Annotated in this window: 24 protein-coding genes; 15 read left to right on the forward strand and 9 right to left on the reverse strand. The window is 62.6% G+C overall.

What is annotated here, in order from left to right:
* Positions 1-149: 149 nt before the first annotated feature.
* A complete protein-coding gene (gene egtD, locus ACP7AD_RS13425) occupies positions 150-1,181 on the reverse strand; it encodes an L-histidine N(alpha)-methyltransferase (protein ID WP_426148234.1) in 1,032 nt (343 codons plus the stop codon).
* A 330-nt stretch (positions 1,182-1,511) separates the two neighbouring features.
* On the opposite strand from egtD, the gene ACP7AD_RS13430 reads away from it, so the two are divergent.
* Positions 1,512-2,150 (forward strand): DUF6806 family protein, encoded by a 639-nt coding sequence (locus ACP7AD_RS13430; protein WP_426148235.1) that lies wholly within the window; start codon positions 1,512-1,514, stop codon positions 2,148-2,150.
* Between the two features lie 6 nt (positions 2,151-2,156).
* Here ACP7AD_RS13430 and ACP7AD_RS13435 read toward each other — a convergent pair whose 3' ends face one another.
* Together ACP7AD_RS13435 and ACP7AD_RS13440 are read right to left on the reverse strand one after the other, a co-directional pair.
* Complete coding sequence (locus ACP7AD_RS13435; RefSeq protein WP_426148297.1) at positions 2,157-2,306, reverse strand: RcnB family protein; 150 nt, start codon at positions 2,304-2,306, stop codon at positions 2,157-2,159.
* Complete coding sequence (locus ACP7AD_RS13440) at positions 2,307-2,903, reverse strand: 3'-5' exonuclease (protein WP_426148236.1); 597 nt, start codon at positions 2,901-2,903, stop codon at positions 2,307-2,309. It lies immediately after the preceding gene.
* A 93-nt stretch (positions 2,904-2,996) separates the two neighbouring features.
* Between ACP7AD_RS13440 and ACP7AD_RS13445 the strand changes: the two genes are divergently transcribed.
* Entirely contained in the window at positions 2,997-3,254 is a 258-nt protein-coding gene (locus ACP7AD_RS13445; RefSeq protein ID WP_426148237.1) for a hypothetical protein, read from the forward strand.
* 125 nt (positions 3,255-3,379) lie between these two features.
* Here ACP7AD_RS13445 and rpoD read toward each other — a convergent pair whose 3' ends face one another.
* Together rpoD and dnaG are read right to left on the reverse strand one after the other, a co-directional pair.
* Positions 3,380-5,581, reverse strand: a complete 2,202-nt coding sequence (rpoD, locus tag ACP7AD_RS13450; protein ID WP_426148238.1) for an RNA polymerase sigma factor RpoD — start codon at positions 5,579-5,581, stop codon at positions 3,380-3,382.
* A gap of 392 nt (positions 5,582-5,973) precedes the next feature.
* Entirely contained in the window at positions 5,974-8,004 is a 2,031-nt protein-coding gene (dnaG, locus tag ACP7AD_RS13455) for a DNA primase (RefSeq protein ID WP_426148239.1), read from the reverse strand.
* Between the two features lie 136 nt (positions 8,005-8,140).
* Here dnaG and ACP7AD_RS13460 point away from each other — a divergent pair, with 136 nt between their 5' ends.
* Positions 8,141-9,034: a YihY/virulence factor BrkB family protein gene (locus tag ACP7AD_RS13460; RefSeq protein ID WP_426148240.1), complete on the forward strand. Its 894-nt coding sequence runs from the start codon at positions 8,141-8,143 to the stop codon at positions 9,032-9,034.
* An 80-nt stretch (positions 9,035-9,114) separates the two neighbouring features.
* Here the strand turns inward: ACP7AD_RS13460 and ACP7AD_RS13465 are convergent, their stop codons facing one another.
* The 3 genes from ACP7AD_RS13465 to ACP7AD_RS13475 all read right to left on the reverse strand — a co-directional run bounded on the left by ACP7AD_RS13465 (position 9,115) and on the right by ACP7AD_RS13475 (position 13,135).
* Positions 9,115-10,971 (reverse strand): gamma-glutamyltransferase family protein, encoded by a 1,857-nt coding sequence (locus tag ACP7AD_RS13465; protein WP_426148241.1) that lies wholly within the window; start codon positions 10,969-10,971, stop codon positions 9,115-9,117.
* Positions 10,972-11,143: 172 nt separating this feature from the next.
* Positions 11,144-11,911 carry a 3-hydroxyacyl-CoA dehydrogenase gene (locus ACP7AD_RS13470; RefSeq protein ID WP_426148242.1) on the reverse strand — a complete coding sequence of 256 codons (768 nt, stop codon included), beginning with the start codon at positions 11,909-11,911 and terminating at the stop codon, positions 11,144-11,146.
* Positions 11,912-12,076: 165 nt separating this feature from the next.
* Positions 12,077-13,135, reverse strand: a complete 1,059-nt coding sequence (locus ACP7AD_RS13475; protein WP_426148243.1) for an extracellular solute-binding protein — start codon at positions 13,133-13,135, stop codon at positions 12,077-12,079.
* Between the two features lie 45 nt (positions 13,136-13,180).
* On the opposite strand from ACP7AD_RS13475, the gene ACP7AD_RS13480 reads away from it, so the two are divergent.
* Complete coding sequence (locus ACP7AD_RS13480; RefSeq protein ID WP_426148244.1) at positions 13,181-14,116, forward strand: patatin-like phospholipase family protein; 936 nt, start codon at positions 13,181-13,183, stop codon at positions 14,114-14,116.
* 245 nt (positions 14,117-14,361) lie between these two features.
* Here ACP7AD_RS13480 and ACP7AD_RS13485 read toward each other — a convergent pair whose 3' ends face one another.
* Positions 14,362-14,916, reverse strand: coding sequence for a phasin family protein (locus tag ACP7AD_RS13485; protein WP_426148245.1), 555 nt, complete (start codon positions 14,914-14,916; stop codon positions 14,362-14,364).
* 173 nt (positions 14,917-15,089) lie between these two features.
* Here ACP7AD_RS13485 and ACP7AD_RS13490 point away from each other — a divergent pair, with 173 nt between their 5' ends.
* The 11 genes from ACP7AD_RS13490 to ACP7AD_RS13540 all read left to right on the forward strand — a co-directional run bounded on the left by ACP7AD_RS13490 (position 15,090) and on the right by ACP7AD_RS13540 (position 26,135).
* Entirely contained in the window at positions 15,090-16,046 is a 957-nt protein-coding gene (locus ACP7AD_RS13490; protein ID WP_426148247.1) for a histone deacetylase family protein, read from the forward strand.
* 23 nt (positions 16,047-16,069) lie between these two features.
* Positions 16,070-16,516, forward strand: coding sequence for an acyl-CoA thioesterase (locus tag ACP7AD_RS13495; protein ID WP_426148248.1), 447 nt, complete (start codon positions 16,070-16,072; stop codon positions 16,514-16,516).
* Complete coding sequence (locus tag ACP7AD_RS13500; protein WP_426148249.1) at positions 16,513-17,289, forward strand: nitroreductase; 777 nt, start codon at positions 16,513-16,515, stop codon at positions 17,287-17,289. The genes ACP7AD_RS13495 and ACP7AD_RS13500 overlap by 4 nt, the downstream gene beginning before the upstream one ends.
* Positions 17,290-17,293: 4 nt before the next feature.
* A complete protein-coding gene (locus ACP7AD_RS13505; RefSeq protein ID WP_426148250.1) occupies positions 17,294-19,165 on the forward strand; it encodes an ABC transporter permease in 1,872 nt (623 codons plus the stop codon).
* Positions 19,165-19,947 (forward strand): ABC transporter ATP-binding protein, encoded by a 783-nt coding sequence (locus tag ACP7AD_RS13510; protein ID WP_426148252.1) that lies wholly within the window; start codon positions 19,165-19,167, stop codon positions 19,945-19,947. The genes ACP7AD_RS13505 and ACP7AD_RS13510 overlap by 1 nt, the downstream gene beginning before the upstream one ends.
* The gene (locus tag ACP7AD_RS13515; RefSeq protein WP_426148253.1) at positions 19,940-20,581 is read left to right on the forward strand and encodes an ABC transporter ATP-binding protein; all 642 of its coding nucleotides are present in this window, start codon (positions 19,940-19,942) and stop codon (positions 20,579-20,581) included. The genes ACP7AD_RS13510 and ACP7AD_RS13515 overlap by 8 nt, the downstream gene beginning before the upstream one ends.
* A 57-nt stretch (positions 20,582-20,638) precedes the next feature.
* Positions 20,639-20,992 (forward strand): FKBP-type peptidyl-prolyl cis-trans isomerase, encoded by a 354-nt coding sequence (locus tag ACP7AD_RS13520; RefSeq protein WP_426148254.1) that lies wholly within the window; start codon positions 20,639-20,641, stop codon positions 20,990-20,992.
* A gap of 86 nt (positions 20,993-21,078) precedes the next feature.
* Positions 21,079-22,275: a nicotinate phosphoribosyltransferase gene (pncB, locus tag ACP7AD_RS13525; protein ID WP_426148255.1), complete on the forward strand. Its 1,197-nt coding sequence runs from the start codon at positions 21,079-21,081 to the stop codon at positions 22,273-22,275.
* 68 nt (positions 22,276-22,343) lie between these two features.
* Positions 22,344-23,756 carry a sodium:proton antiporter gene (locus tag ACP7AD_RS13530; RefSeq protein ID WP_426148256.1) on the forward strand — a complete coding sequence of 471 codons (1,413 nt, stop codon included), beginning with the start codon at positions 22,344-22,346 and terminating at the stop codon, positions 23,754-23,756.
* Between the two features lie 21 nt (positions 23,757-23,777).
* The gene (locus tag ACP7AD_RS13535) at positions 23,778-24,764 is read left to right on the forward strand and encodes a 2-hydroxyacid dehydrogenase (RefSeq protein ID WP_426148257.1); all 987 of its coding nucleotides are present in this window, start codon (positions 23,778-23,780) and stop codon (positions 24,762-24,764) included.
* Between the two features lie 15 nt (positions 24,765-24,779).
* Positions 24,780-26,135 (forward strand): DNA recombination protein RmuC, encoded by a 1,356-nt coding sequence (locus ACP7AD_RS13540; RefSeq protein WP_426148258.1) that lies wholly within the window; start codon positions 24,780-24,782, stop codon positions 26,133-26,135.
* Positions 26,136-26,174: the final 39 nt, after the last annotated feature.

Genomic DNA, 26,174 nt, shown 5'->3' on the forward strand with positions numbered 1-26,174 from the left:
CCATCAAAGCCTTTATCATGCCCTGCTGACCTTGCTCAGAAGCAACCCGCTTTAATCGCCTCTGCTTCCTAAGCCCCCTATTTAATAGCTGGTAGCGCCCGTGTCTATTGCGCAAAGCCCCTGTTTTCCTTAAAAATCAGGCGCCCCGCCTAGGCCGCTGCCCAGAACACCGCAAACCACTGCTGCGGATCGGTCCAGCAACGCATCTGGCTGAATCCGGCTTGATTGAGCAGCGCCGTCATCGATTCGACCGTGTATTTGTACGAGCTTTCGGTGTGAATCCGCTCGCCGGCCAGAAAAGACCGCGAATGGCCGGGCCAGGTGACGGTCAGGTCGCTCAAGGCTTCCAGGTGCATTTCAATGCGTGACTGTGCCGTGTTGAACAGCGCCACATGCTTCCACTGGCGAACGTCGAAGTCCGCGGCCAGCAGTTCGTTCACGTTGCGCAGCAGGTTTTTGTTGAAGGCCGCCGTGACACCGAGCGCATCGTCATAGGCCGCCTCAAGTGTGGCCGTGTCCTTGACCAGGTCGATGCCCAGCAGCAGGCCACGCGCCTTGCCCTGCGCCATATCGGCCATGTTGCGTAAAAACGCCAGCGCCTGCGCCGGCTGAAAGTTGCCCAGGCTGGAGCCGGGGTAGAAATACACGCGGTCGTGCCATTGCACTTCATCGGGCAGGCGCAGGCTGGATGAAAAATCCATGCCGATGCCAACGATGTCGAGCGCCGGGAAGCGGTTTTGCACCTGACCGGCTGCGTCCTTCAGGAAATCCGTCGAAATATCGACCGGGACGTACTGGTGTGGCTGGATCACCGGCATCAGCGCCAGTGCCTTGGCGCAGTTGCCCGCGCCCAGGTCGATCAGGCAGGGGTGATGCAGACCGGCTTGCGCCAGCGCGCTGGCGATCTGCGGCGAAGCAGCCTGGAAGATGCCGGCTTCGGTGCGGGTCGGGTAATACTCGTCAAGCACCGTGATGGCCTCGAACAGCATGGAGCCCAGCGTGTTGTAAAAAAACTTCGGCGACAGCGCGGCGGCTTGTGCCAGCAGGCCTTGCGTCAGTTCATAGGCGATGCTGCCGGTTTCACGGTCGGGGGATTTGCTGTCGCGCAGGTTGATGAACCGGGGCGTCGGCAAGGACGGTGTCGCAAGCGGCAAGTCGAAAAGCAGGTCGGAACGTTTCACGGGAGCCTTGGCAAGTAGTACAAATAGCTTTTGATTTGAAAACGTTTTTATCTTGCCGCCTGTAGGACTAGGTCGTTTAGGGGCATCGGGCGGGCCGACTGCTATGTCCGGCCCTTGCAGCGCGCTGCCTTTCCACAGGCGTGCGGGTGGCACAATACCTTTCAGACGTTTCAGCGGCCGCTCAGGCCCCGAACCGAAGCCGCTCACCACGGGAGCATTCCATGTTTTTGGCCGCATCGGCCCACAGACTGCACGCTTTGCAGGCTCACAAAATGCATGGGGTGGCATTCTGGTCCCCATTGACCCCTTGAAACTGGATAAGATAATTCCATGTCGCGCTATAACACCCCTTTTGAAATTCACGTCCACGGCGAAGTGCCTTTGCGTGACGATGTCAGCTTCGAGCAACTGCAGGAGGCGCTCAAGCCCTTGTGGAAATATGCCGGCTCCAAGTCGCTGGCCGCAGGCGCTGCCAGCGTCTATGAAGAAGAGCCCGGCATCCGCTTCGACGCACCCAAGCATTTGCTGCAGATGTGCTGGACGGTTCCAGGCGGCGACGACTTTCGCCAGTCGCTCGATGAAATGTGCATGGGGCTCAATGAGCTGGCCGAGCTTGGCGCGCCGATCGAAGTGACCTTCTACGATGCCGACTTCGACGAGGAAGACGAAGGCAGCGAGGAAGACGAGGCGCGCGATGACTTCGTCATCTACTTTGTCGGCCCGACGCCGGCGGCCATCATGCAGGTGCAGCGCGATCTGCTGGTGCAGGACCTGATCGGGCTGATGGAGCGGCATTTCGACGGCTCCGAACTCGGCGAGGTCGTGGAAGCCGTTGACAAGCTGTTTGGCCGCCGCTTCGACGACCTGGTCAATTCCATGCAGCTAGGCCGGCCGCCGCGCGGTTCGGGCGGCTCGCAAGGCGGTTCGGGCCACGGGACGGGCGGGCGCAAACCGCGCCACCTGCACTGAGCAGGCTTACTGGCTCAGCACCAGCTGCGCAATGGTGCCGGTAGCAACCGCAATCAGCACATAGTCCGAGCCAACCTGCACCCATTGCTGGCCGCGAGGCGGCGCATTCAAACGATGGTCGCGCCAGTGGTTCGCGCCGGACTGCGCTTGCGCTATTCAGCCCAGCCCCAGCGCCTGGTAAACGCGCAGCGCCGCATAGGCATCGTTGGCCGCATAGATCAGCTGCGCCTCCTGCAGATGCACGTTGGCCCAGTTCGAGGTGGTGGCCTTGCGCGACTTGATGAAGCGCTGGTTGAACAGCACCGCCACCGCGCCGCGCACGCCCATGTCCTTGCGGTAGCCACGCTCCCGGAAGACAGTGTTCAGGTCGAGCACAGCCTGCGGATCGACGCCAAGCTTGTGGATGATGCGGCGCCGGTCGTCGCCCAGGCCAAAGCCTGCCTTGATCACTTGGCGTGCCTCCAGCAGCAGGGCAACGGCGCGGCGGCATTCGGCGTCTTCCAACTGGAAGATGTAGGCCCGGTCCAGCGTGGAAAGCTGGACGATGTGCGGTCCGGTGGATGCTTCGTTCTTCATGAACGTCGGCTTGGACTCGGTGTCGAAACCCAGCGCCGTCACGTCGTCGAGTTCTTCCAGTGCGCGAATGGCCTGCTGCGCCGTCGCGACGAGCTGGATCTGCGGCAGATCGAGGCGGTCAAAAGGCGCCAGCAGCGCGATCTGCTCTTTGTCCGGGGTGGGGTGACGTTCGGTCATGAAATCCAATGCGTGAAAATAGGGGTAGAGCTTACCGCCGAGCGCTTGCCGTTCCATCACCTGCATTTTCATCACTTCCCGCATTAACCGACCATGGCCACAGCCAAAAGCATCACCACCGACCACTACAAGCTTTTCCCGTCGCCGCGCAACCGGCACCGGGCGCTTTTCCAGCACGAGGTGTTCGTGCCTTATCCCTACATGCTGATCGATCTGGAAAGCTATAACTTCAAGGGCAAGTACAGCCTGTTTGCCGCCTACCGGCTCAGCGACCAGAAGATGGGCCAGCTGGTCACGATTGACCTGGCCGAAGACGAGGCTAGGTTCAAGGCCCGGTTTGTCCCGGATTGAGGATGCAGGTTGAAGGGCATGGCACCAGGGATGCTCTCAAAAAAATAGCTGGTAGTGCCCGCTGGACGGGCGCTAACCAGCTATTAACTATTATTTTTACTGCCAGGAACGCCTGGCAGCAAGATTTACAGCGTGTCGATGAAGCTGCGCAATTTATCCGAACGCGAAGGGTGCTTGAGCTTGCGCAGCGCCTTGGCTTCGATCTGGCGGATGCGCTCGCGCGTCACGTCGAACTGCTTGCCGACTTCTTCGAGCGTGTGGTCGGTGGACATCTCGATGCCGAAACGCATGCGCAGCACCTTGGCTTCGCGCGGCGTCAGGCTGTCCAGGATGTCTTTCACCACATCGCGCAGGCCGGCCTGCATCGCGGCCTCCAACGGGGCGGTGTTCGCGCCGTCTTCGATGAAATCGCCCAGGTGGCTGTCGTCATCGTCGCCAATCGGCGTTTCCATCGAGATCGGCTCCTTGGCGATCTTCATGATCTTGCGGATTTTTTCTTCCGGAATCTCCATCTTCTCGGCCAGGATGCTGGCGTCGGGCTCAAAGCCGAACTCCTGCAAGTGCTGGCGCGACAGGCGGTTCATCTTGTTGATGGTCTCGATCATGTGCACCGGAATCCGGATGGTGCGCGCCTGGTCGGCAATCGAGCGCGTGATCGCCTGGCGAATCCACCACGTCGCGTAGGTCGAGAACTTGTAGCCGCGCCGGTATTCGAACTTGTCCACTGCCTTCATCAGGCCGATGTTGCCTTCCTGGATCAGGTCGAGGAACTGCAGGCCGCGATTCGTGTACTTTTTTGCAATCGAAATCACCAGGCGCAGATTGGCCTCGATCATTTCCTTTTTGGCGTCACGCGAATTCGACTCGCCTTCGTTCATGCGCTTGTTGATGTCCTTCAGGTGCGCCAGCGGCACGACGACGCGCGCCTGCAACTCACCGAGCTTGGTCTGCAGTTCCTGGATCGGCGGAATGTTGCGCGCCATGACGTTCGACCAGGGCTTGCCGGAGGCGACCTGCTTTTCAACCCATTTCAGGTTCAGCAGGTTGGGCGGGAAATCCTTGATGAAGGTTTCCTGCGGCATGCCGCACTTTTCAACAATGATCTTGCGCAACTCGCGTTCCTTCTTGCGAACGTCGAGCACTTGGCCGCGCAGCAGGTCGCACAGCTTTTCAATCGTCTTGGCGGTAAAACGCACCGTCATCAGCTCGTCGCTGAGGGCTTTTTGCGTTTTCAGGTAAGCCGGCGTACCGTAGCCTTCTTTTTCGTAGAGTTTCTGGAGTTTCGCGGCATAGTCGCCGACTTTTTCGAAGCGGCTGAGCGCGTCTTTCTTCAACTCTTCGAGTTTCTTGGTCAGCGCCTTGGAGCCGCCCTTGCCGTCGTCGTCGTCGTCTTCGTCGAATTCGTCGAAGTCTTCCTCGGCCACGTAATCGTCGGCTTCGTTGGCCACGGTGAAACCATCCACCACGGTCGAGATGACGACCTTGCCTTCGCGGATTTCCTCGGCCAGCCGCATGACTTCAGCAATGGTTGCGGGGCTTTCCGAAATGGCTTCCATCATGCGCATCAGGCCGCCCTCGATGCGCTTGGCGATCTCGATTTCGCCTTCACGCGTCAGGAGTTCGACCGTGCCCATTTCACGCATGTACATGCGCACCGGGTCGGTGGTGCGGCCAAATTCGCTGTCCACGGTGGAGAGCGCGGCTTCGGCTTCTTCCTCGGCTTCCTCTTCCGTTGCCACGGTGGCGCCGGTGTTGTTCAGCAGCAGGGTTTCGGCGTCGGGTGCTTGTTCATAAACAGCCACGCCCATGTCGTTGAGCATGTTGATGACGACTTCGAGCGTCTCGGCATCGACCAGCTTGTCGGGCAGGTGGTCGGAGATTTCGCCGTGCGTCAGGTAGCCGCGCGTCTTGCCGAGCTTGATCAGGGTTTTCAGGCGCACCCGGCGCTTGAGGATGTCTTCTTCGGACAGGACGGTTTCGTCCAGGCCGAATTCCTTCATCAGCGCGCGTTCCTTGGCCTTGCTGATCTTCATGCGCAGCGGCTTGACCTTTTCGGCGGTGGCCGTCACCTCGACCACTGCCGGCTCTTCGGCAAATTCGGCTTCGATGTCGGACAGGTCCTCGTCACCATCCAGGCTTGATTCCTTGGTCTTGCGCACGCGCTTGGCAGCGGCTGCAACCGGCGCGCCTTCGGCAGCAGCGGCTTTGGGCGGGCGGCCGGGTTTCTTTTTGGCAGGCGCGGCGCTTTTGAGCAGGGCGTCTGCAGCGGCGAGAAGTTGGGCTTGGGTGGATTTGGGCTGCACGGCAGGAACTTTCTTCAAGGGCATATCGGTTTTCGCAGAATTCAAAGAATCTTTGCCCGGCGGGGCAGGATCAAACGCGGGCTGCAATGGATATGGCGGTTTTTCCAGGTTTTTCAACCTTTCAACCGGGCACTTCAATCACGCCCTGGCGTCCGGACCACGGTCAGGGAACCCGGGGCAAAAGTTCAGGATTCAAATCGGAAGCGGTAAAAATCAAGGCAGCCTGTGCCTTGGTGCGGGAATGCTTAACTTTTGGCAAGCTGGTTGGGCGAACATTTGGAATGCAGTCCTTGCGGTGCGTTGGCCGTTTCCTGTGGAGTTTCCCTTCGCTGAAAGGGGGCCGGTGCCGGAGGTGCTGCTGTCGCGCTTGCTGGAAAAAAGCGGATTATACCCTGAAAAACTAAATATTCCAGTGTCTATGCGGGTTTCGAGGGGGTGCCCCGGGTGCGCGATTGCGCCAGAAGTTCGCGCAATCGTTCCAGCACGGCCGGGTCATTCGGCGCGCGGGCCGCCAGATCGGCAATTTCACTGTCGTGCCTGAGTTGCTGAAGCTGCGCCAGTATCCGGCGCGTTTCGCCCCAGTCGTAGTCCACGCCTTCCAGCACTTCGGCGAACTGCGCCACGGCATGGTGCTCATGGGCGTGGCCGCGCAGACCTTCGCGCAGCGCGGCCCAGGATTGCGGTCCATGCTCATGCAACTGGCTTTCCAGCCAGGCAAACAGCGGCCCGTGCGGCGCCGGCAGGCCGAGCAGCAACTGGTGTTCCTCGGTGCTGAGCCGGTCCCAGCTTTGCGGCTCGGTCAACAGCAGCCTGAGTACCCGATCCTCGCGGCTGGCCGGCAGGATGCGGCCCGCCACGCGGCGCGGCGTGGTGCCGGAGGGGAAAGGCTTGCGGCCGAACTTTCCCGGCTTGCCCGGGGGGGCGGGCGATGATGGTGCGTAGGCAGGAGGCTGCGAAAAGTAGGGCTCCGACGATGCGTAATCGGGCTCGTCATGCAGGCCCATGGGCGGATAGTCGCCAAACTCGGGCATACCGTGGTCCAGCTCGGGCGCAGGGTGTTCGGGCCGGAAGTTCTGGGGCTGCGGGGGCGGGCCGTTATTTTTTTTGTAATACGGTTTGCGTCCGCCTGACGCCGGCTGCCAGAGCTGCAGCAGTTCGCGGCTGTCAATCATCACCTGGTCGGCAATCTCGGCCAGCAGTTGCGGCTTGAGCGCGCCCTCGGGCAGCGCGCTCCACAGCGGCCGAGCATTGCTGGCCATGTGCGCCCGGCCCTCGGCGGTGTCCAGGTCGCAGCCTTCGCCCGCAGCTTCGAGCAAGAAGCGGCTCAGCGGCACCGCTTTGCTGACATAGGCGGCAAAACCTTCCTGGCCATGCGCGCGGATGAAGCTGTCGGGGTCGTGCTCGGCCGGCAAGAACAAAAACTTGACGGTGCGCACATCGCTGGCAAAGGGCAGGGCGGCATCTAACGCCTTGCGCGCCGCGCGCCGGCCGGCGCTGTCGCCGTCAAAGCTGAACACCACCGAATCGGTGAAGCGAAACAGCTTTTGCACATGCTCAGGCGTGCAGGCCGTTCCCAGCGTGGCGACCGCATTGGGAAAGCCCAGCTGCGCCAGCGCCACCACATCCATGTAGCCTTCGGTGACCAGCGCGTAGCCGTGCAGGCGCAAGGCGGTGCGCGCCTCGAACAGGCCGTAGAGCTCGCGGCCCTTGCTGAACACCGGTGTTTCGGGCGAATTGAGGTATTTGGGTTTGTCGTCGCCCAGCACGCGGCCGCCAAAACCGATGCATTCACCCTTGACGTTGCGAATCGGAAACATGATTCGGTCGCGGAATCGGTCATAGCGCTTGGCTTCGCCAGCGGCGTTTGCTTCGCCGGGCTCGCCGGTGATGACCAGCCCGCTTTCAACCAGCAAGGGGTCACCATAGTCCGGAAACACACTGGCCAGAGCCCGCCAGCCTTCAGGCGCATAACCCAGGCCAAATGTCCTGGCGATTTCACCTGAAACACCGCGCTGCTTGAAATACTGAATCGCCCGTTCTGATGTGCGCAGACTCTTGATGAAGGCCAGGCCGGCTTTTTCCAGCACGCTGGTCAAGGTGGCCTGCTGCTCGCGCACCTGCGCTGCCTTGACCCGGTCTTGCGGCGAGATGTCGTCCTCGGGAACCTGCAGGCCATATTGCTGGGCCAAGTCTTTCACCGCCTCGATGAAGGTCATGCCGGCATGGTCCATCAAAAAGCTGATGGCGTTGCCGTTCTTGCCGCAGCCGAAGCAGTGGTAGAACTGCTTGGACGGGCTGACGCTGAAGGACGGCGATTTTTCGCCGTGGAACGGGCACAGGCCCATGAAGTTGGCGCCGCCTTTTTTAAGCTGCACGTAACGGCCGACGATGTCGACCACGTCAGCGCGGGCTAAAAGCTCCTGGATGAATGATTGGGGTATGGCCATGGGTCAAAAAAGTTGAAAGCCAATTTAAGCACAGCTGCCTACAAAGGATTGCGTGGAAGGCACCCTGCGGCCCGCCAGCTGCCGCACATAATGAAAACCCACTTTTTCCACCTGCGCTCATCCGCGCAAACGCTCAATGACCCTTGAACCGCAGGCCGCCTATGTGCTTCGCCATCCCGGCGCTTTCGCGTTGCAGATCCTCAAGGGCTTTCGCGCCAACCAGGGCTTGTTGCTGGCCGGCGCGGTGGCCTATTACGCCTTGCTGTCGATTGTGCCGCTGCTGATCCTGATTGCGATTGCGCTGTCGCATGTGGTGGATCAGGCCGCGCTGCTGGCGGCCCTGGGCCGCTACATCGGCTGGCTGGCGCCGGGGGAATCCAACTTCATCGTCAGTGAACTGACCCATTTCCTGGCGCACCGGGACGTCATGGGCTGGGTGCTGCTGGGCACCATGCTGTTTTTCAGTTCTTTGGCGTTCACCGTGCTGGAAAACGCGATGTCGGTGATTTTCCTGCACCGCGTGGCGATCCGGCGGCGGCATTTCCTGGTGTCGGCCGTGCTGCCTTATTGCTACATTTTTTGCCTCGGGCTGGGCTTTTTGCTGGTGACGTTGGTGGCCGGAAGCTTTCAGGCGCTGGGCGACAAGAGCATTGAGTTCCTGGGCGCAAGCTGGTCGCTGAGCGGGTTTTCTGGTGTCCTGCTGTACCTGCTGGGCTTGACCGGCGAGATTTTTGTGCTGACCTCGGTCTACATGGTGATGCCGGTGGGCCAGTTGTCCCTGCGCCGGGCGCTGATGGGCGGCGTGACGGCCGCGCTGCTCTGGGAAGTGACGCGCCATGTGCTGGTCTGGTACTTCGCCACGCTGTCGCAGGTCGGCCTGGTGTACGGCTCGCTGACCACGGCCATCGTCGTGCTGCTGAGCCTGGAAATTGCCGCCACCTTGCTGTTGCTGGGCGCGCAGGTGATCTCGGAATACGAACGCATCGGCACCGTCGAGCCCAGCGCGCCAGCCCAGCCTTTGCAGACCTGAGCTCGTCCGCAAGCATTTGGTGCTACTAAAAGCATAGCTGCCTGCGACCGCCAGTCAAGCGTAGAAAGCCTTTTTTACCATCAATCGCCCATCACCAGGCCTTCGCGCCTCGGATCAGCGCCGCCCAGCCAGAGCAGCATGCCATGGGCTTGGCCGCGCGTGATGGCCTGCAGGCCGCTGGTCATGGCCTGTTCGCGCACTTCGGCGCCGCGTGCGCGCAGCGCGTCGACTGTGGCTGGCGCAAAGCGCTTTTCTTCCAGCAGCGTTGGCCCGTTCAGCGACGCGAAGTTGGGCAGGTCAATCGCCTGCTGCGGCATCAGGCCCCAGTTCAGCACGCCGTACAGCGTCTTGGCAGTGAAGTGGATGATCAAGGCGCCGCCGGGGCTGCCGCCGCTCATGACGAGCTGGTTGGTCGCCTTGTCGAACACCAGCGTCGGCGCCATTGACGAGCGCGGCCGCTTGCCGGGCTGCACGCGGTTGGCCACCGGCTTGCCCTCGGCGTCGGTGGGCGCAAAGCTGAAGTCGGTCAGTTCGTTGTTCAATAGAAAGCCGCCGGCCTTCTTGGTGCCGCCATCGGTCATCAGGCGCGAGCCGAACTGGTCCTCGATGGTCGTGGTCATGGCAATCGCGTTGCCGAAACTGTCAACAATGCTGATGTGCGAGGTGCCGTATTCAGGCTGTTCAGGCATGGCGGCATGCGCCGTGCTGACCGCGCCCGGAACGCCGGGCTTGGCGGTTTTCATGCTCGGGCCGGTGGGCTGGATCAGCTTGGCGCGCTGGCTCAGGTAGGCGGGTGCCAGCAGGCTCATCCAGTTGCCGCCGGGCGGCTGGACGAAGTCCGGGTCGCCCAGGAACTGCGCCCGGTCGGCGAAGGCCAGGCGCGAGGCTTCGGTGTACAGGTGCAGCCAGTCGGCCGAGGGCGTGGGTCCGGTGGTGCCGGGAACGCCGCCCATGCCGGTCACCAGCCCGAGCGTGGCGGCTGGCGTGTTGTTGAGGATGCCCAGAATCTGCCCGACGGCGATGGCGCCCGAACTTGGCGGCGGCATGCCGCACAGCCGGTAGGTCTGCGCCTTGACGGGGTAGTCGGAACAGATCGGGTCGCGTTTCTTTGCCTGGTAATTGGCCAGGTCACTGAGCGCGAGCTTGCCCGGGTTGCCAGGGTGGCCCTGCACCTTGGTGACGATGGCCTGCGCGACCGGGCCGGTGTGCAGCGCATTCGGTCCCCGGCTGGCGATTTGCCGCAGTATTTCGGCCAGCGCCGGGTTGCGCAGGGTGGCGCCGGCATCGACCGGGCTGCCGTCTGGCTTGTAGAAATAGGCGGCGGCCGTCGGGTCGTTCTTCAGGTATTTCTCGTCCTTGAGCAGCGTGCTTAGCCGCGCACTGACCCGAAATCCGTTGTCTGCCAGCGCAATGGCCGGCGCGAAAAGCTGCGCCCAGGGCAGCTTGCCGTATTGCTTGTGCGCCATTTCCAGCATGCGCACCGTGCCGGGAGTACCCACCGAGCGGCCGCCGACCACGCCGTCATAAAACGGCATCGGCTTGCCGTCCGCGCCCATGAACAGTTTTTCATCCGCCGCCATCGGCGCCGTTTCGCGGCCGTCAAAGGCTTCCACGGCCTTGCCATTGGAGTGCAGCAGGAAAGCGCCGCCGCCGATGCCGCTGGACTGCGGCTCGACCAGGGTCAGCACCATCTGCACCGCGATGGCCGCGTCAATCGCCGAGCCGCCGGCCTTGAGGATCTGGTAGCCCGCATCGGTCGCCAGCGGATTGGCGGCCGCGACGGCGAACTTCATGGCGGCCCAGCCGGGCTTGGGCGTGAAGCCCGACGAGCCCTCGGGCTGCTGGGTGGGCGCGCTGTAGGCAAAGGGGCTGGGGGGAGGACTGGCGCAGGCCGCCAGCAAGGCAGCCAGGGCAACGGAAGTCAGCAGGCGTTTCATGCGATCTCCTCGGGAAATGGTGAAGCGCCATGGTAGGTGACGCCGCACCGTCCGCCAAGCCATCGTGCGATTTATGAGTCATTTAGGCCGTTAGCGCACGGCGGGCGGGCGCCAGCAGCTATCAAAAAGAAAGCAGCCGCAGCGCCGCCCGTTGCAGGCGGCGCGGGGGTTTTTAGCGCGGTGCCAGGCGAATCGCGCCGTCAAGGCGGATCACTTCGCCGTTGAGCATGTCGTTTTCAAAGATGTGCTTGGCCAGCTTGGAATAATCCTGAGGCGTTCCCAGGCGCGAAGGGAAGGGCACGGCGGCGGCCAGCGAGTCCTGCACGTCCTGCGGCATGCCGAACATCATCGGCGTGCCGAAAATGCCGGGGGCAATCGTCATGTTGCGGATGCCGTTGCGCGCCAGGTCACGGGCAATCGGCAGCGTCATGCCGACCACGCCGCCCTTGGAGGCGCTGTAGGCGGCCTGGCCCATCTGGCCGTCGTAGGCTGCCACGGAGGCGGTGGAAATCAGCACGCCGCGCTCGCCGGTGGCTTCGGGATCATTCTTGGCCATGGCTTCGGCGGCAAGGCGGATCATGTTGAAGCTGCCGACCAGGTTGACGGTGATGGTCTTGGTGAAGGTGGCTAGACTATGCGCGCCATTCTTGCCGATGGTCTTTTCGCCCGGTGCGATGCCGGCGCAATTGACCAGGCCCATCAGCTTGCCCATGGACACGGCCTTGGCCACCACGGCCTGGCCGTCGGCTTCCTGGCTGACGTCGCACTTGACGAAAGCCGCATTGGCTTCGCCAAGTTCCTTGGCGATGGCTTCGCCTTTTTCCGCCTGCATGTCGGCAATCACGACCTTGCCGCCGTTGGCGACCAGCATGCGTGCCGTGCCTTCGCCCAGCCCTGAAGCGCCACCGGTGACGATAAATACCTTGCCTGCGATGTCCATGGGATGTTCCTTGAAATTGAAAGGTTGAAAAAAAGGGAAAGGAAAGTCGGTCTAGCGGTTTGACGTTTACGTTAACGTCAATCCAGCCGCCAATTATCGCGCATGAAAAAGCCCGGCTGTCTTTCAACGGCCGGGCTTGCGCTCAGGGATCGGTCAGTGATTCGATTATTTGTAACCCACGCGGTCGAGCATCTGCTGCACCTTGACCTGGTTCATGCCGACGACACTGACCGGAATAGTTTCGGACTTGAAGCTGCCGCCGGTCATGGCTTGCAACGCCGGGTTGCTGACCTTCACGCTGGACACGGCAGGCCATTCGTTGTTGCCGTTGGCAAAATAGTTTTGCGCCTCTGGCGTGGCCAGGTATTCCATGAACTTGACCGCATTGGCCGTATTTTTGGCATTCTTCGCCACGGCGGCGCCGGCAATGTTCACATGCGTGCCCCAGGTTTGCTGATTGGGAAACACCACGCCGACGCGCTCAGCCACGAGTTTGTCCTCGGGCGCGTTCGACCGCATGATGCGCGCCAGGTAATACGAGTTGGTCAGCGCCACGCCGCATTCACCGCTCGCCACGGCCTTGATCTGGTCGCTGTCGCCGCCCTTGGGGTCGCGCGCCATGTTGGCGACCAGGCCTGCAAGCCACTGCTCGGCCTTGGCTTCGCCCAGATGCTCGGTGACGGCTGAAAACAGCGACAGGTTGTAAGGGTGCGCGCCCGAACGGGTGCACAGCAAGCCCTTGTTCTTCGGGTCGGCCAGTTCCTCGTAGGTATCGACATCGGCCTTCTTGACCTTCAGCTTGTCATACACCACGACGCGGGCGCGGGTGGAAAAGCCAAACCAGGTCGTGCCTTCAGGGCTTGCCTTGGCCCGCAGGTTGACCGGAATGGCCGCTTCAAGCGTGCGCGACTTGATCGGCTTGAACAGGCCTTCGACATCGCCTTTCCAGAGACGGGCGGCATCGACCAGCAAGATCACGTCGGCAGGCGACGCCGCGCCTTCGGCTTTCAGTCGGGCCAGGATGCCGGCGTCGTCGGCATCAACCCGGTTCACCTTGATGCCGGTGGCCTTGGTGAAGTTGCTGTACAGCGCCTCGTCGGTCTGGTAGTGGCGGGCAGAATACAGGTTGACCACCTGTTCCTGGGCGCTTGCGTTGCCCACGGCACCCATCAAGGCAGCGGCAGCAAGGGCAAGACCGGTAAAAATAGGCGCTTTTTTGATCATGGTGAGAAATTCCTGAAGGCTTGAAAGTTAATGAGTTTAATGCAAATGCGAATTAGTCGCAATATCTTTTCGGCTGGATGGCTGGCCAAACTGCTGCTTCCCGCCATGCTTGTCGCCGGCTGCACCACGGCGCCGGTGGCGCCCGTCAAGCCGGCCGTGCCGGACGGAGTCGCGCTGCCTGCCGTCAAAAAGCCTTTGAAGATTGGCCTGGCGCTGGGCGGCGGCGCGGCGCGGGGCTTTGCCCATGTCGGCGTGATCGCGGTGCTCGAAGAAGCCGGACTGCGGCCGCAGATGGTGGTGGGCACCTCGGCTGGCAGCCTGGTCGCGGCCATTTACGCCACCGGCAAGACCAGCGCGCAGCTGCAGCAGACCGCGCTTGGCATGGAGGAAGTGGCGATGACCGACTGGATGCTGCCGATCATCGGCAAGGGCGTGTTTCGCGGCGATGCGCTGGGCCGCTACGTCAACCAGCTGGTCGGTGGCCGCCTGATCGAGAACATGGCAATTCCGCTGGGCATCGTGGCGACAGACCTCAACAGCGGCCAGGCGGTGCTGTTTCGCAGTGGCGACACCGGCACGGCGGTACGCGCGTCGAGCGCGGTGCCGGCGGTGTTCGTGCCGGTCAGGATCAGCGGGCATGAATATGTCGATGGCGGCCTGGTGTCGCCGGTGCCGGTGCGCTTTGCCCGGCAGATGGGCGCCGACATCGTGATCGCGGTGGACATTTCGAACCCGCCCGAAGGCAACCCGGCCGGCGACACCTTGCAGATCTTGTTGCAGACCTTTTCCATCATGGGGAAAAGCATCAACCAGTACGAGCTGAAGGAAGCCGATGTGGTCGTGCGGCCTTCGCAGGCAGGGCTCAAAAGCGCCGATTTTTCGGCCCGCAAGCTGGCGATTGAATCGGGCAGGGCGGCGATGCTGGCGGCGCTTCCGGCGCTGAAGGCGCGGCTGGCCACCGGCATCGCGTCCAGCCATTGAATCCTTTTTCGGATTCGCTCATCTTTCGATAGCTATTGATGCAAGCTGCGCGTGCGCAACAGGCTGATTTGAGCAAAAAAAAGCCCAGTCGCGAAACTGGGCTTGAACGGAACCGCGAAACCAGACGTTTCTGCAAGGAACCGAGGAGACAACTGGTGGAAACCTGTCAGTTCAGACCGGCCTCACGAAGTGGGCTCCGTGTGCTTTCAAGGTGCGCCGGGCACCGAGAGAGCAGCAATTTGAAATTAACGCTTTGTGGAAGCGCTCTTGGAAGCGCTCTTGGAAGCGCTCAAAGCGGACTCGGAAACCGTGTTGAAGTTGGTTTCGGCCATGTCGCCGGCTTGCTTGACGGCTTTTTGTACCGACTCGAAAGCCGTGTTGGCGGCGGTCATGGCGCTTTTCATCATGGTCACTGCGGTTTCGGAACCGGCAGGTGCATTCTGGGTGGCACTTTCGACCAGGTCGGCGAACTTCTTCTGGGCTTCGGCGGTCTGGCCTTCGAAGGTCTTGCTGATTTCAGCGCCGGCGGACTGGGCGATGTCGTACAGGTGACGGCTGTAGGCGGCGGTTTTTTCAGCCAGAGGCTGGACCATGCTGGCTTGCAGTGCGAGCAGTTCCTGTGCATCCTTGACGCCCATGACGGCTTGTGCGTTGTTGGCGGTTTCGGCCAGGGCAGCCTTGGTGGCTTGCACGTTCAGTTCGACCAGTTTTTCGACGCCTTCGAAGGCTTTCTGGGTCAGGCCGAACAGGGTTTCGATATTTGCTTTGTGGGAAGCCATGAGTTGTTCAGCGGTCAGCATAGTTAATCTCCATAAGTGTTGTTAAGGGTAGTAGTTGCCTTGCGCTGAATTGCTGCACTGCAACATGGAATTAATTATAGGAGAAACTCGTCTTTTTGCAAACATATTTTGCTGCAATGCACCAATCTAGATAGGTTACCCTGATCTGATTCGCTATTTCAGGATCAAGTCTCGTGCAAGCCTTTTACGCCGACCACTTCGTCTTGCCGCTTCCCGCTGGACACCGCTTTCCCATGCCCAAGTACAAGCTGCTGCGCGAGCGGCTGGTCGCTGAATTGCCCGAGGTGCGCCTGGGCCAGGCTCCGGCAGCCAGCGATGGCGAACTGGCACTGGTGCATACGCCGGCTTATATAGAGGCCATCACCCATGGCACGCTGGCGTTGCCGGCGCAGCGCGAGATCGGCTTTCCCTGGAGCCCGGCCATGGCCGAGCGTGCGAGGCGTTCGGCCGGGGCCACCATGCTGGCGGCGCGGGTGGCGCTGGGGCTGGCGCCGGGCGCCCGGACCGAGGGCATTGCCGCCAACCTGGCCGGCGGCACCCACCATGCTTACGCGGGCAAGGGCGGCGGGTTTTGCGTTTACAACGACTCGGCGGTGGCTGCGCGGCTCATGCAGGCCGAATGGGCCCGGCGTCACTGCCAGGCGCGCCGGCCGCTGCAAGTTGCGGTGATTGACCTGGACGTGCACCAGGGCAATGGCACGGCCAGCATCTTTGCCGGCGACGCCAGCGTGTTCACGCTGTCGCTGCACGGCGAAAAGAATTTTCCGTTCCGCAAGGAGGCGAGCGATCTGGATGTCGAGCTGCCCGATGGCTGCCTGGACGCGCCCTATTTGCAGGCGCTGGAGGAGGCGCTGGACGAACTGGACCGGCGTTTCGAGCCCGGCCTGATTTTGTTCCTGGCTGGCGCCGACCCCTTCGAGGGCGACCGCCTGGGACGGCTGAGCCTGAGCTTCGACGGCCTGGAGGCGCGCGACCGCCGGGTGTTCGACTGGGCCTGGCAACGGCGGATTCCGCTGGCCTTTTCGATGGCGGGCGGCTATGGCAGGAATATCGACGAAACCGTGCAGGTGCAGGTCAACACCTACCGCGTCGCGCTTGAATATTGGCGCCGGTGGGAATCGGCCAGCTGATGCGCTGGCAAAATAGCGTTCCCATGCGCCCCACACCCCGACCCCAGCCCGAATACCGCAGCGATTACCGGGCTTTTCGGGCCATCGGCACCCGCTGGTCCGACAACGACCTCTACGGCCATGTCAACAACGTCGTTTATTACAGCTGGTTCGATACCGCCGTCAACGGCCTGCTGATCGAGCGTGGTGCGCTCGACATCCATGCCGGCAGTGTGATCGGCCTGGTGGTGGAAACCGGCTGCAACTATTTTTCGCCGCTGGCGTTTCCCGAGCCTGTCGTGGCCGGCATTCGCGTGGCGCATGCCGGCGCCTCCAGCGTGCGCTATGAAGTTGCCCTGTTCCCGGCCGACGACAGCCTGCCGTGCGCCGCCCGGGGCCATTTCATCCATGTGTATGTCGACCGCGCCACGCGCCGGCCGGCAAGCCGCCTGCCGCCTGAATTACTGTCTGTCCTGGAGCTGCTGAAATGAACCCAACCGATTCTTTCGCCCACCCCGTCGTCGCCGGCGACTTTGCGCCTGACGACGCGCCGAGCAGCGCCTTCCAGCCGCCCGTCAACGCGGTGGACCGCGCCATCGAAAGCCGCCAGTCGATGCGCGAGTTCCTGCCGGCGCCGGTGCCGCGCGCGCTCATCCTGCATCTGCTTGAACTGGCCAGCCGCGCGCCGTCGGGCACCAACACGCAGCCGTGGAAAGCCTATGTGCTCCAGGGCGCGAGCAAGGACCGTTTGGTAGAAAAAGTCTGCCGCGCCCATGACGCGCTGCGTGACAACCCGGTGCTGGCGGCCGACTACCAGGAGGAATACGACTATTACCCGGAGAAATGGGTGTCGCCTTATATAGACCGGCGACGCGAAAACGGCTGGGGCTTGTATGGCCTGCTGGGCATCACCAAGGGCGACAAGGACAAGATGCATGCGCAGCACCAGCGCAACTACCGGTTTTTCGATGCGCCGGCCGGGCTGATGTTCACGCTGGACCGGGTGATGGGACGCGGCTCGCTGCTGGACTACGGCATGTTCATGCAGAACCTCATGGTCGCCGCGCGCGGCCACGGCCTGCACACCTGCCCGCAGGCCGCGTGGAACGGCTTTGCCAAGATCATCCTGCCGCACATCGGCGCGGGCGAGAGCGAAATGCTTGTCTGCGGCATGTCGCTCGGCTATGCCGACGAGTCGGCGCTGGTCAACACCTTTCGCACGCCGCGCGTGGATGCCGCCGAATTCACTAGATGGTTAGATTGAACCAGTGACCTTTTCCGTCGTCCAGCTGCTCGGCGGGTTGTCTTACGCGACCACGCTGTTTCTGATGGCCTCGGGGCTGACGCTGATTTTCGGCGTCACGCGGATTGTCAATTTCGCGCATGGCAGCTTTTTCATGCTGGGCGCGCTGTTCACCGCGCACTGGGTCACCGACTGGTTTCCGGCTTGGGGTGACAGCGCGTCGCTGTACCTGCTTGCTATTCTTCTGGGAGCTGCCTGCGCAGCAGGGGCGGGCGCGATTGCCGAATTCTTCTTGTTAAGGCGAATGTCGGGCGCGCCCGAGCTGTACCAGCTGGTGGCAACCTTCGGCCTGAGCCTGGCGATGCATGACGCAATGCAGTGGGGCTTCGGGCCGGACGAGGTGTTCGCGCCGCGTTTTCCGGGGCTCAAGGGATCGGTGCAGATCGGCGACGAATTTTTTCCGGTGTACCAGCTCGCCATGATCGCGCTCGGGCCGCTGGTCTGGTTGGGCCTGCACTTGCTGCTGCGCCGCTCGCTGTTCGGCCAGCGCCTGCGCGCCGCCACGCAGGACCGCGACATGCTGGCGGCGCTGGGCGTGAATCCCAAGCCCTTGATGCTGGGCGCTGTGGTGCTGGGCTGCGCGCTGGCCGGGTTGGGCGGCGCACTGCAGTTGCCGCGTGAACCGGCGCATCTCCAGATGGACATGAACGTGATCGTCGAGACCTTCGTGGTCGTCGTCACTGGCGGGCTGGGCAGCATTGGCGGCGCGTTTGTCGCCGCGCTGCTGATCGGCCTGGTGCATGCCTTTGGCACCGCTGCATTTCCGCAGGCGACGCTGGTCGTCGTGTTTTTGACCATGGCGGTGGTGCTGGTGTTCCGGCCGCAGGGGCTCAAGGGCAAGCGGGCCGCGTCGCTGGAACACGGCGGCAACCGGGAGGCGGCGCAGAAGTTTCGCGGGCTTGGGCTGGGGCGCGGCTGGAGCTTGTTAATAACGCTGGCCTTTGCCTTGCTCGCCGCGCTGGCCTGGTTGGGCGGGGCTTACTGGCAGACGCTGGCCGCCGACGGCTTGATCCTGATGATTTTCGGCATCAGCCTGCAGTCCATGATGGCGCTCGGCGGGCTGGTCAGCTTTGGCCATGCGGCATTCTTTGCGCTCGGCGCCTATGGCGCGGCGCTGTCGCACAGCCTCTGGGGCGCAACGCTGCCGGTCGCGCTGGCCGTGGGCTGCGGCGCGGCGCTGGCGGTCGCTAGCGTGTTCGGCGCGGCGGTGGTGCGCAGCAGTGGTGTGTACCTGGCGATGCTGTCGCTGGCACTGGCCCAGGTGGTCTGGGCCGGGGCGACGCAGTGGGTGGGCCTGACGGGCGGCGACAACGGGCTGATTGGCCTGCGGCTGGTCAGCGATGACGGCCGGCCGGTGTTTTATATGCTGCTGGTGACGCTGGCGCTGGCGGCTGTGTTCGCGCTGCGTTATCTGAGCCGCTCGGTGATGGGCGCGGCCTTGCAGGCGGTGCGCGATGCGCCGCTGCGCGCAGCCGCGTCCGGCCTGTCGGTGGGCTGGCTCAAGTACCGCGTGTTTGTCGAAAGCGCGGTGCTTGCTAGCCTGGCGGGCGGGCTGTTCGCAGCGCACAAGGGCGCGGTGTTTCCATCGCTGGCGGCCGTGTCCACCTCGGTCGATGCACTGCTGGTAGTGTTGCTGGGCGGTGTGCATCAGCTCTGGGGCGCGGTGGTGGGCAGCGTGGTGCTGACCTACCTTGGCGCTGAACTGGGCCGTGAAGTGACTTACTGGCGCGGTCTGCTGGGCGTGTTCATCATGCTGATCATGGTGGCTTCGCCGTCGGGGCTGCTCGGCTTGTTGTCCGGCTTCGGCGGGCGGCGTGTCATCGAAGGGAAGCGCTGATGCTGCAGGTACAAGCGCTGGTCAAGCATTTTGGCGGCATCCATGCGGTCGATGGCGTGAGCTTTGAGGTTGCGGCGGGTGAATGCGTGGCGCTGATCGGCCCCAACGGCGCCGGAAAATCGACCTGCTTCGCCTGCATCGCCGGCCAGTATCCGCTGACCGGCGGCCGCATCCTGTGGAACGGCCAAGCGCTCGAAAAGCTGGCGCCGGCCGCGCGCCTGCGGCACGGCGTGGCGCGCACCTTTCAGGTGGCGCAGGTCTTTGAAGCGCTCACCGTGCTACAAAATGTGCAGCTGGCTATCGAAGCCAACCGTGCGCAAAAGGCCGTTTCGGCCTTCAAGTCGCTAGACCGGCAATCGATTGAGGCAGCCATGGCGCTGCTCGACCAGACCGGCCTGCGCGAATCGTCCGGCGACGACGTGGCAAACCTAGCCTACGGCGCCAAGAAGCGGCTTGAACTGGCCATTGCGCTGGCCGCCGCGCCCCGGCTGCTGCTGCTCGATGAACCGGCCGCCGGCCTGGCCGAAGCCGAGCGCGCCAGCCTGATGGCGCTGGTGAAAAAGCTGGCCGGGCAGGGCATGGCCGTGCTTTACACCGAACACAACATGGACGCCGTGGCCGGTGTCGCCGACCGGGTGCTGGTGCTGATCGAGGGCCGGCTGGCAGCGCAGGGCTCGTTTGACGAGATTTCCCGCGATGCCGAGGTACGTCGGCTCTACCTGGGCGATGGTCTGGGCGATGACGGCGACGGCGTCGATACCAAAGGAGCAGCGCATGCTTGAGATCGACAGGCTTAACGCTTCTTATGGCCAGGCGCAAGCCCTGTTCGAGGTGTCGCTCAGCGTGGCGGCCGGCGAGATGGTCGTGCTGCAGGGACTGAACGGCGCTGGTAAATCAACGCTGCTCAAGGCGGTGATGGGTCTGGAAGTACGCACCGAGGGCGCGATTCGCTGCCAGACGCCCGCCGGCCTGGCAAACGTTGAGCGCTGGGAAACCCACCGGCGCGCGCAGGCCGGGCTGGGGTACGTCGCCGAGGACCGCCGGCTGTTCACCGAACTGACGGTACGCGAAAACCTGCATGTCGCCGCCGGCCGCGATGCCAAAGCCCATGAAGCCCGGGCGCTGGACCTGTTTCCGGTGCTCAAAACCCTGCTCGGCCGGCCTGCCGCGCAGATGAGCGGCGGCCAGCAGCAGATGCTGGCGATTGCCCGGACTTTGATGACCGGCCCGAAAGTGTTGCTGCTCGACGAACCCTGCGAAGGCATCGCGCCGGTGCTGGTGGCGTCGATCCGCGATGCGCTGCTCGCCCTGAAGCGCGAAGGCATGGCGCTGCTGGTCGTCGAGCAAAATCGTTTGCTGGCTTCGCGCGCCGACCGCTTGCTGTGGCTGGTTGCGGGTAAAGTCAGGGGCTCGTGAAATGGACCCGTTTCGGGGTTCATTCATTTTTAATCCATCGCTACAAAGGACATTGTCATGACCATGACCACCACCGCCTCGGGACTGCAGTACGAAGACACCGTGCTGGGCACCGGCGCCATCGCCAAGGCCGGCCAATACGTCAAGGTGCATTACACCGGCTGGCTGTACAACGACGGCGTGCAGGGCAAGAAATTCGACTCCAGCAAGGACCGTGGCCAGCCCTTCCAGTTCTCGCTCGGCGCCGGTGAAGTCATCAAGGGCTGGGACGAGGGCGTGCAAGGCATGTCGGTCGGCGGAACGCGCCGCCTGGTCATTCCGTCGGAACTCGGTTACGGCGCGCGCGGCGCGGGCGGCGCGATTCCGCCGAACGCTACCCTGCTGTTCGAAGTGGACTTTCTCGGCACCTGATTCCCCGGCAACCACCGCCGACAAGCCCAGGCCCGGCAACCGGCCTGTGCCACGCATTTCTTTCCACGGGGCCTTCAGGGTTCAACATGATCATCACCAGCCTGCTCGACACCGACCTGTACAAGTTCACCATGATGCAGGTGGTGCTGCACCAGTTTCCCGGCGCCGAGGTGGAATACAAGTTCAAGTGCCGCAACGCCGGCGCATCAGGGGTCGGCGATCTTTCCTTTTATGTCCACGAGATACGCGAGGAAATCCGCGGGCTGTGCAGCCTGCGGTTCCACGACGCCGAGCTGGCCTACCTCAAGGCCATGCGCTTCATCAAGAGCGACTTTGTCGATTTCCTGGGCATCTTCCAGCTCAATGAAAAGTATGTCAGCGTCAAGGCGCTGCCTTCCGGGGAGATCGAAGTCCTGATCAAGGGCCCGTGGCTGCACACCATCCTGTTCGAGATTCCGGTGCTGGCCATCATCAACGAGGTCTATTTCCGTAACACGCAAAAGCAGCCCGACCTCACCGAAGGCCGCAAGCGACTGGAAACCAAGATCGGGCAGCTGCAGGTCAGGAGCCTTGCCGAACTCAAGATTGCCGACTACGGCACCCGCCGGCGTTTCAGCAAGGCCTGGCATGAAGAAGTGCTGCGCTCGCTGGTCACGCGCCTGGGCACCGGCGCCGAGGGGCAACTGGCCGGCACCAGCAATGTGCTGTTCGCCATGAAGCTCGGCTTGATCCCGCTGGGCACCATGGCCCACGAATACCTGCAGGCCTGCCAGGCGCTGGGACCGCGCCTGCGCGACAGCCAGGTGTTCGGTTTCGAGTCGTGGGCCAAGGAATACCGTGGCGACCTGGGCATTGCGCTGTCCGACGTGTACGGCATGAGTGCTTTCCTGCGCGACTTCGACCTGTACTTTTGCAAGCTGTTCGACGGCGCGCGCCATGACAGCGGCGACCCGTTCCAGTGGGGCGAGCGCATGATCGGTCACTACGTCGGAAACCGTGTCGATCCCAAGACCAAGACACTGATCTTCAGCGACGCGCTGACGGTTCCCCGGACCATCGAGCTGTACCGGCAGTTCAGGGGGCGCTGCCAGCTGGCTTTCGGCATTGGCACCAACCTGACCAACGACCTGGGCTATGAGCCGCTGCAAATCGTCATCAAGATGGTGCGCTGCAACGGCCAGCCGGTGGCCAAGCTGTCCGACACACCGTCCAAGAACATGTGCGACGACGAAAAATACCTGGCCTACCTGCGCCAGGTGTTTGATGTCGCGTCGGTGCGCTGACGCGGTCGCCGACCGGTGCGGCCGGTGCGGCCCAGCTATTAAGATTCGATTTTCAACTGGAGCCGCCCATGAGACTTCTTCGCTGCCCGGCCGCCTTCGCACTGCTTTGTCTGTTGCCCGGTCTGTCATCGGCGGCAGCGCTCGACGGCAGCGCGCTGTCGGTGCTATGGGGCGTGCCGTTTGCCGGGTTGCTGCTGTCCATTGCGACATTGCCGCTGCTGGCGTCGTTTTTCTGGCATCACCATTTCGGCAAGGTGGCGCTTGGCTGGTCGCTGGCGTTCCTGGTGCCGTTCGCATTGATTTATGGACTGGACACGGCAGCCGTCAGTTTCATGCATGCGCTGCTGGAGGAATACATCCCCTTTATCTTGCTGCTCACGGCGCTGTTCACGGTGGCTGGAGGCATCCATATTCGGGGCAACCTTCACGGTACCCCAGCGCTGAACACCGCTATCCTGGCAATTGGCGCGGTGCTGGCCAGCTTTATGGGCACCACCGGCGCGTCGATGCTGCTCATCCGGCCGCTGATTCGGGCCAATGACAACCGCACGCACACGGCCCATGTGGTGATATTTTTTATTTTCATCGTCTCCAATGCTGGCGGCTCGCTGACGCCGCTGGGCGATCCGCCACTGTTTTTGGGTTTTCTGAAAGGTGTGGATTTTTTCTGGACCATACGTTACATCTTTCCAGAAACCTTGTTTATGGTGGGCAGTCTGCTGGGTATTTTTTACGCGCTTGACACCTGGTTTTACCGCCGCTGCGAAGAGCTTTTGCCTGTTGATCCATCGCCTGACGACCCGCGGATCGGTTTTGACGGCAGTGTCAACTTTTGGCTGTTGGGTGCCATTGCTGGCCTGGTGCTGCTCAGCGGGTTTTGGAAATCTCCGGTGGCTTTTGAAGTTGCTGGCAGCCGCGTTGGCCTGCCGGGGCTGGTGCGCGATGTCGGGCTGGTGGCCATCACGTTCATCTCGCTGGCGATCACGTCGGCCAAGGTCCACGCCGACAATCAATTTTCTTGGGCACCGATGGTCGAGGTGGCCAAGCTGTTTGCCGGCATTTTCCTGACCATTGTTCCGGTTATCGCCATGCTCAAAGCCGGAGCCAGCGGGCCATTTGGCGCAGTTGTGGCGATGGTGACGCGGTCTGACGGATCGCCCGACCCGGCGATGTATTTTTGGGCCACCGGCATCCTCAGCTCCTTTCTGGACAACGCGCCGACCTACCTGGTGTTTTTCAATACCGCCGGCGGCGACCCGCAGGCGCTAATGACGACCTTCGCCCCGACGCTGGCCGCCATTTCAGCCGGCGCGGTGTTCATGGGCGCCAACACCTACATCGGCAACGCGCCCAACCTGATGGTCAAGGCCATCGCCGAGGACCGGGGCGTGAAGATGCCGAGCTTCTTCGGCTACATGCTGTGGTCGGGCGGCGTCCTGATTCCGCTGTTCATCCTCATGACCTTCATCTGGTTCAAGTAAGAAAGAAAGCAGGTACTTCCCATGAGCAAACCCAAGATCCTGGTTGCCAGAGCAGTCTTTCCCGAAATCATCGCCCGGCTGGAGCAGCATTTCGAGGTCGAGTCCAACCAGCCAGACGAAACCTGGTCCAAGGCCGAATTGATCAGGCGACTGCAGGACAAGGCCGGCGCCTTTACCACCGGCGGCGACCGCATCGACGGCGACGTGCTGGCCGCTTGTCCCAACCTGAAAATCTGCGCCAACATGGCCGTCGGCCACAACAATTTCGATTTGGGCGCCATGACCGCCGCCGGCGTGCTGGCGACCAATGCGCCCGATGTGCTGACCGAAACCACCGCCGACTTCGGCTTCGCCCTGCTGATGGCCACGGCCCGCCGCATCACCGAGAGCGAGCACTACCTGCGCGCCGGCCAATGGACGAAATGGAGCTACGACATGTTCGCCGGCTCCGACATCCATGGCGCCACGCTGGGCATTCTGGGCATGGGCCGCATCGGGCAGGGCATTGCCAAACGCGGCGCGCTTGGCTTTGGCATGAAGGTTATTTACCACAACCGTTCGCGGCTGGATGCGGCGCTGGAGGCCGAATGCAAGGCCAGCTATGTCGGCAAGGAAGAACTGCTGAAAACCGCCGACCATCTCGTGCTGGTGCTGCCGTATTCACCGGCATCGCACCACGCCATCGGCGCCGCCGAACTCTCGCTGATGAAGCCGACCGCGACGCTGGTCAACATCGCGCGCGGCGGCATCGTCGATGACGCGGCGCTGGCAGCGGCGCTGCGCAACCGCACGATTGCGGCGGCGGGCCTCGATGTGTTCGAGGGCGAGCCGTCGGTGCATCCCGATTTGCTAAGCGTGCCGAACGTGGTGCTGACGCCGCACATCGCCAGCGCCACCTTACCGACGCGCCTGGCGATGGCCAGCCTGGCGGCCGACAACCTGATTGCCTTTTTTACAGGAAAAATGCCTCCTACGCCCTTGAATGCTGCGGTGTTAGCTATCAAATAAAGAGTGACAAACGTCATGGAATTCTGGCTGATGGCGGCCTTGCTGCTGACCAATCTGCTGCTGCTGCTGCTGCTGGTCTGGCTGCTGCTGCGCAAGCCGGCGCAATTCCCGGGCGAAAGCCAAGCCGAACTGCTCAACGGATTTGCCGATATTAACGACCGGCTGGAGCGCGAACTGCGCCGCGAGATCAGCGACAGCGCGCGCGGCAGCCGTCAGGAACTGGCGTCAACGCTGGCGACCTTCCAGCAAACGCTGGTGCAGCAAAGCTTTGAGGCCACGCGCACCCAAAACACCCAGATCGATGCGTTTTCCCGCCAGCTCAGCCTGCTCCAGCAAAGCCTGTCGGACACGTTGACGACCCAGTTGCAGTCGGTCGGCGAATCCAATGCCAGGCGCATGGGCGAGGTGCGCGAAACGCTGGAAAACCAGCTGGCGCAACTGCAGCAAACCAATTCGGCCAAGCTCGACGAAATGCGCCGCACCGTCGATGAAAAGCTGCAAAACACGCTGGAAGCGCGGCTCGGCCAGAGCTTCAAGCAGGTGGCCGACCGGCTCGAACAGGTTCACAAGGGGCTGGGCGAAATGCAGACGCTGGCGCAGGGCGTGGGCGACCTCAAGCACCTGCTCACCAACGTGAAGACGCGCGGCATTTTCGGCGAAGCGCAGCTGGCGGCCCTGCTGGAGCAGGTGTTCACCGTGGACCAGTACGCCGCGCAGGTCGTCACGCGGCGCGGCGGCAAGAACCCGGTCGATTTCGCCATCAAGCTGCCGGGCCGCTCTGATTCAGGCGAGCCGCTGTGGCTGCCGATCGATGCGAAATTTCCGAATGAAGACTACGAACGCCTGTTGGACGCGCAGCAGCGCGCCGACGGACCAGGCGCCGAGGTTGCCGGCAAGGCGCTGGAACTGCGCATCCGCCTGGAAGCCAAGTCGATCAGCGAAAAATACATTGAGCCGCCGTACACCACCGACTTTGCGATTTTGTTCTTGCCGACCGAGGGCCTGTATGCCGAGGTGCTGCGCCGCCCCGGCCTGATCGAATGCCTGCAGCGCGACCACCGCATCACGCTGGCTGGCCCGACCACGCTGCTGGCCATGCTCAATTCGCTGCAGATGGGGTTCAGGACGCTGGCGCTGGAAAAGCGCTCCAGCGAGGTCTGGCAGGTGCTGGGCGCGGTCAAGACAGAGTTCGGCAAGTTTGGCGATGTTCTGGCCAAGGTCAAGTCGCAGACCGAAACCGTGCTCAACACCTTGAGCAACGCCGAGCAACGCAGCCGGGTCATGGGCAAGGCGCTGCGCAATGTCGAAGCCCTGCCTGACGCCGATGCGGTGCGCTTGATTCCGCTGGACAGGGAACTGGAGCCGGATTGAGCTTGCCCGCATGACGCCGGGCGAGGCTGATCCTGGCGC

This window comes from Polaromonas sp. DSP2-3-2b2, assembly GCF_049895905.1.
In the GTDB taxonomy this organism is placed as follows: Bacteria; Pseudomonadota; Gammaproteobacteria; order Burkholderiales; family Burkholderiaceae_C; genus Polaromonas.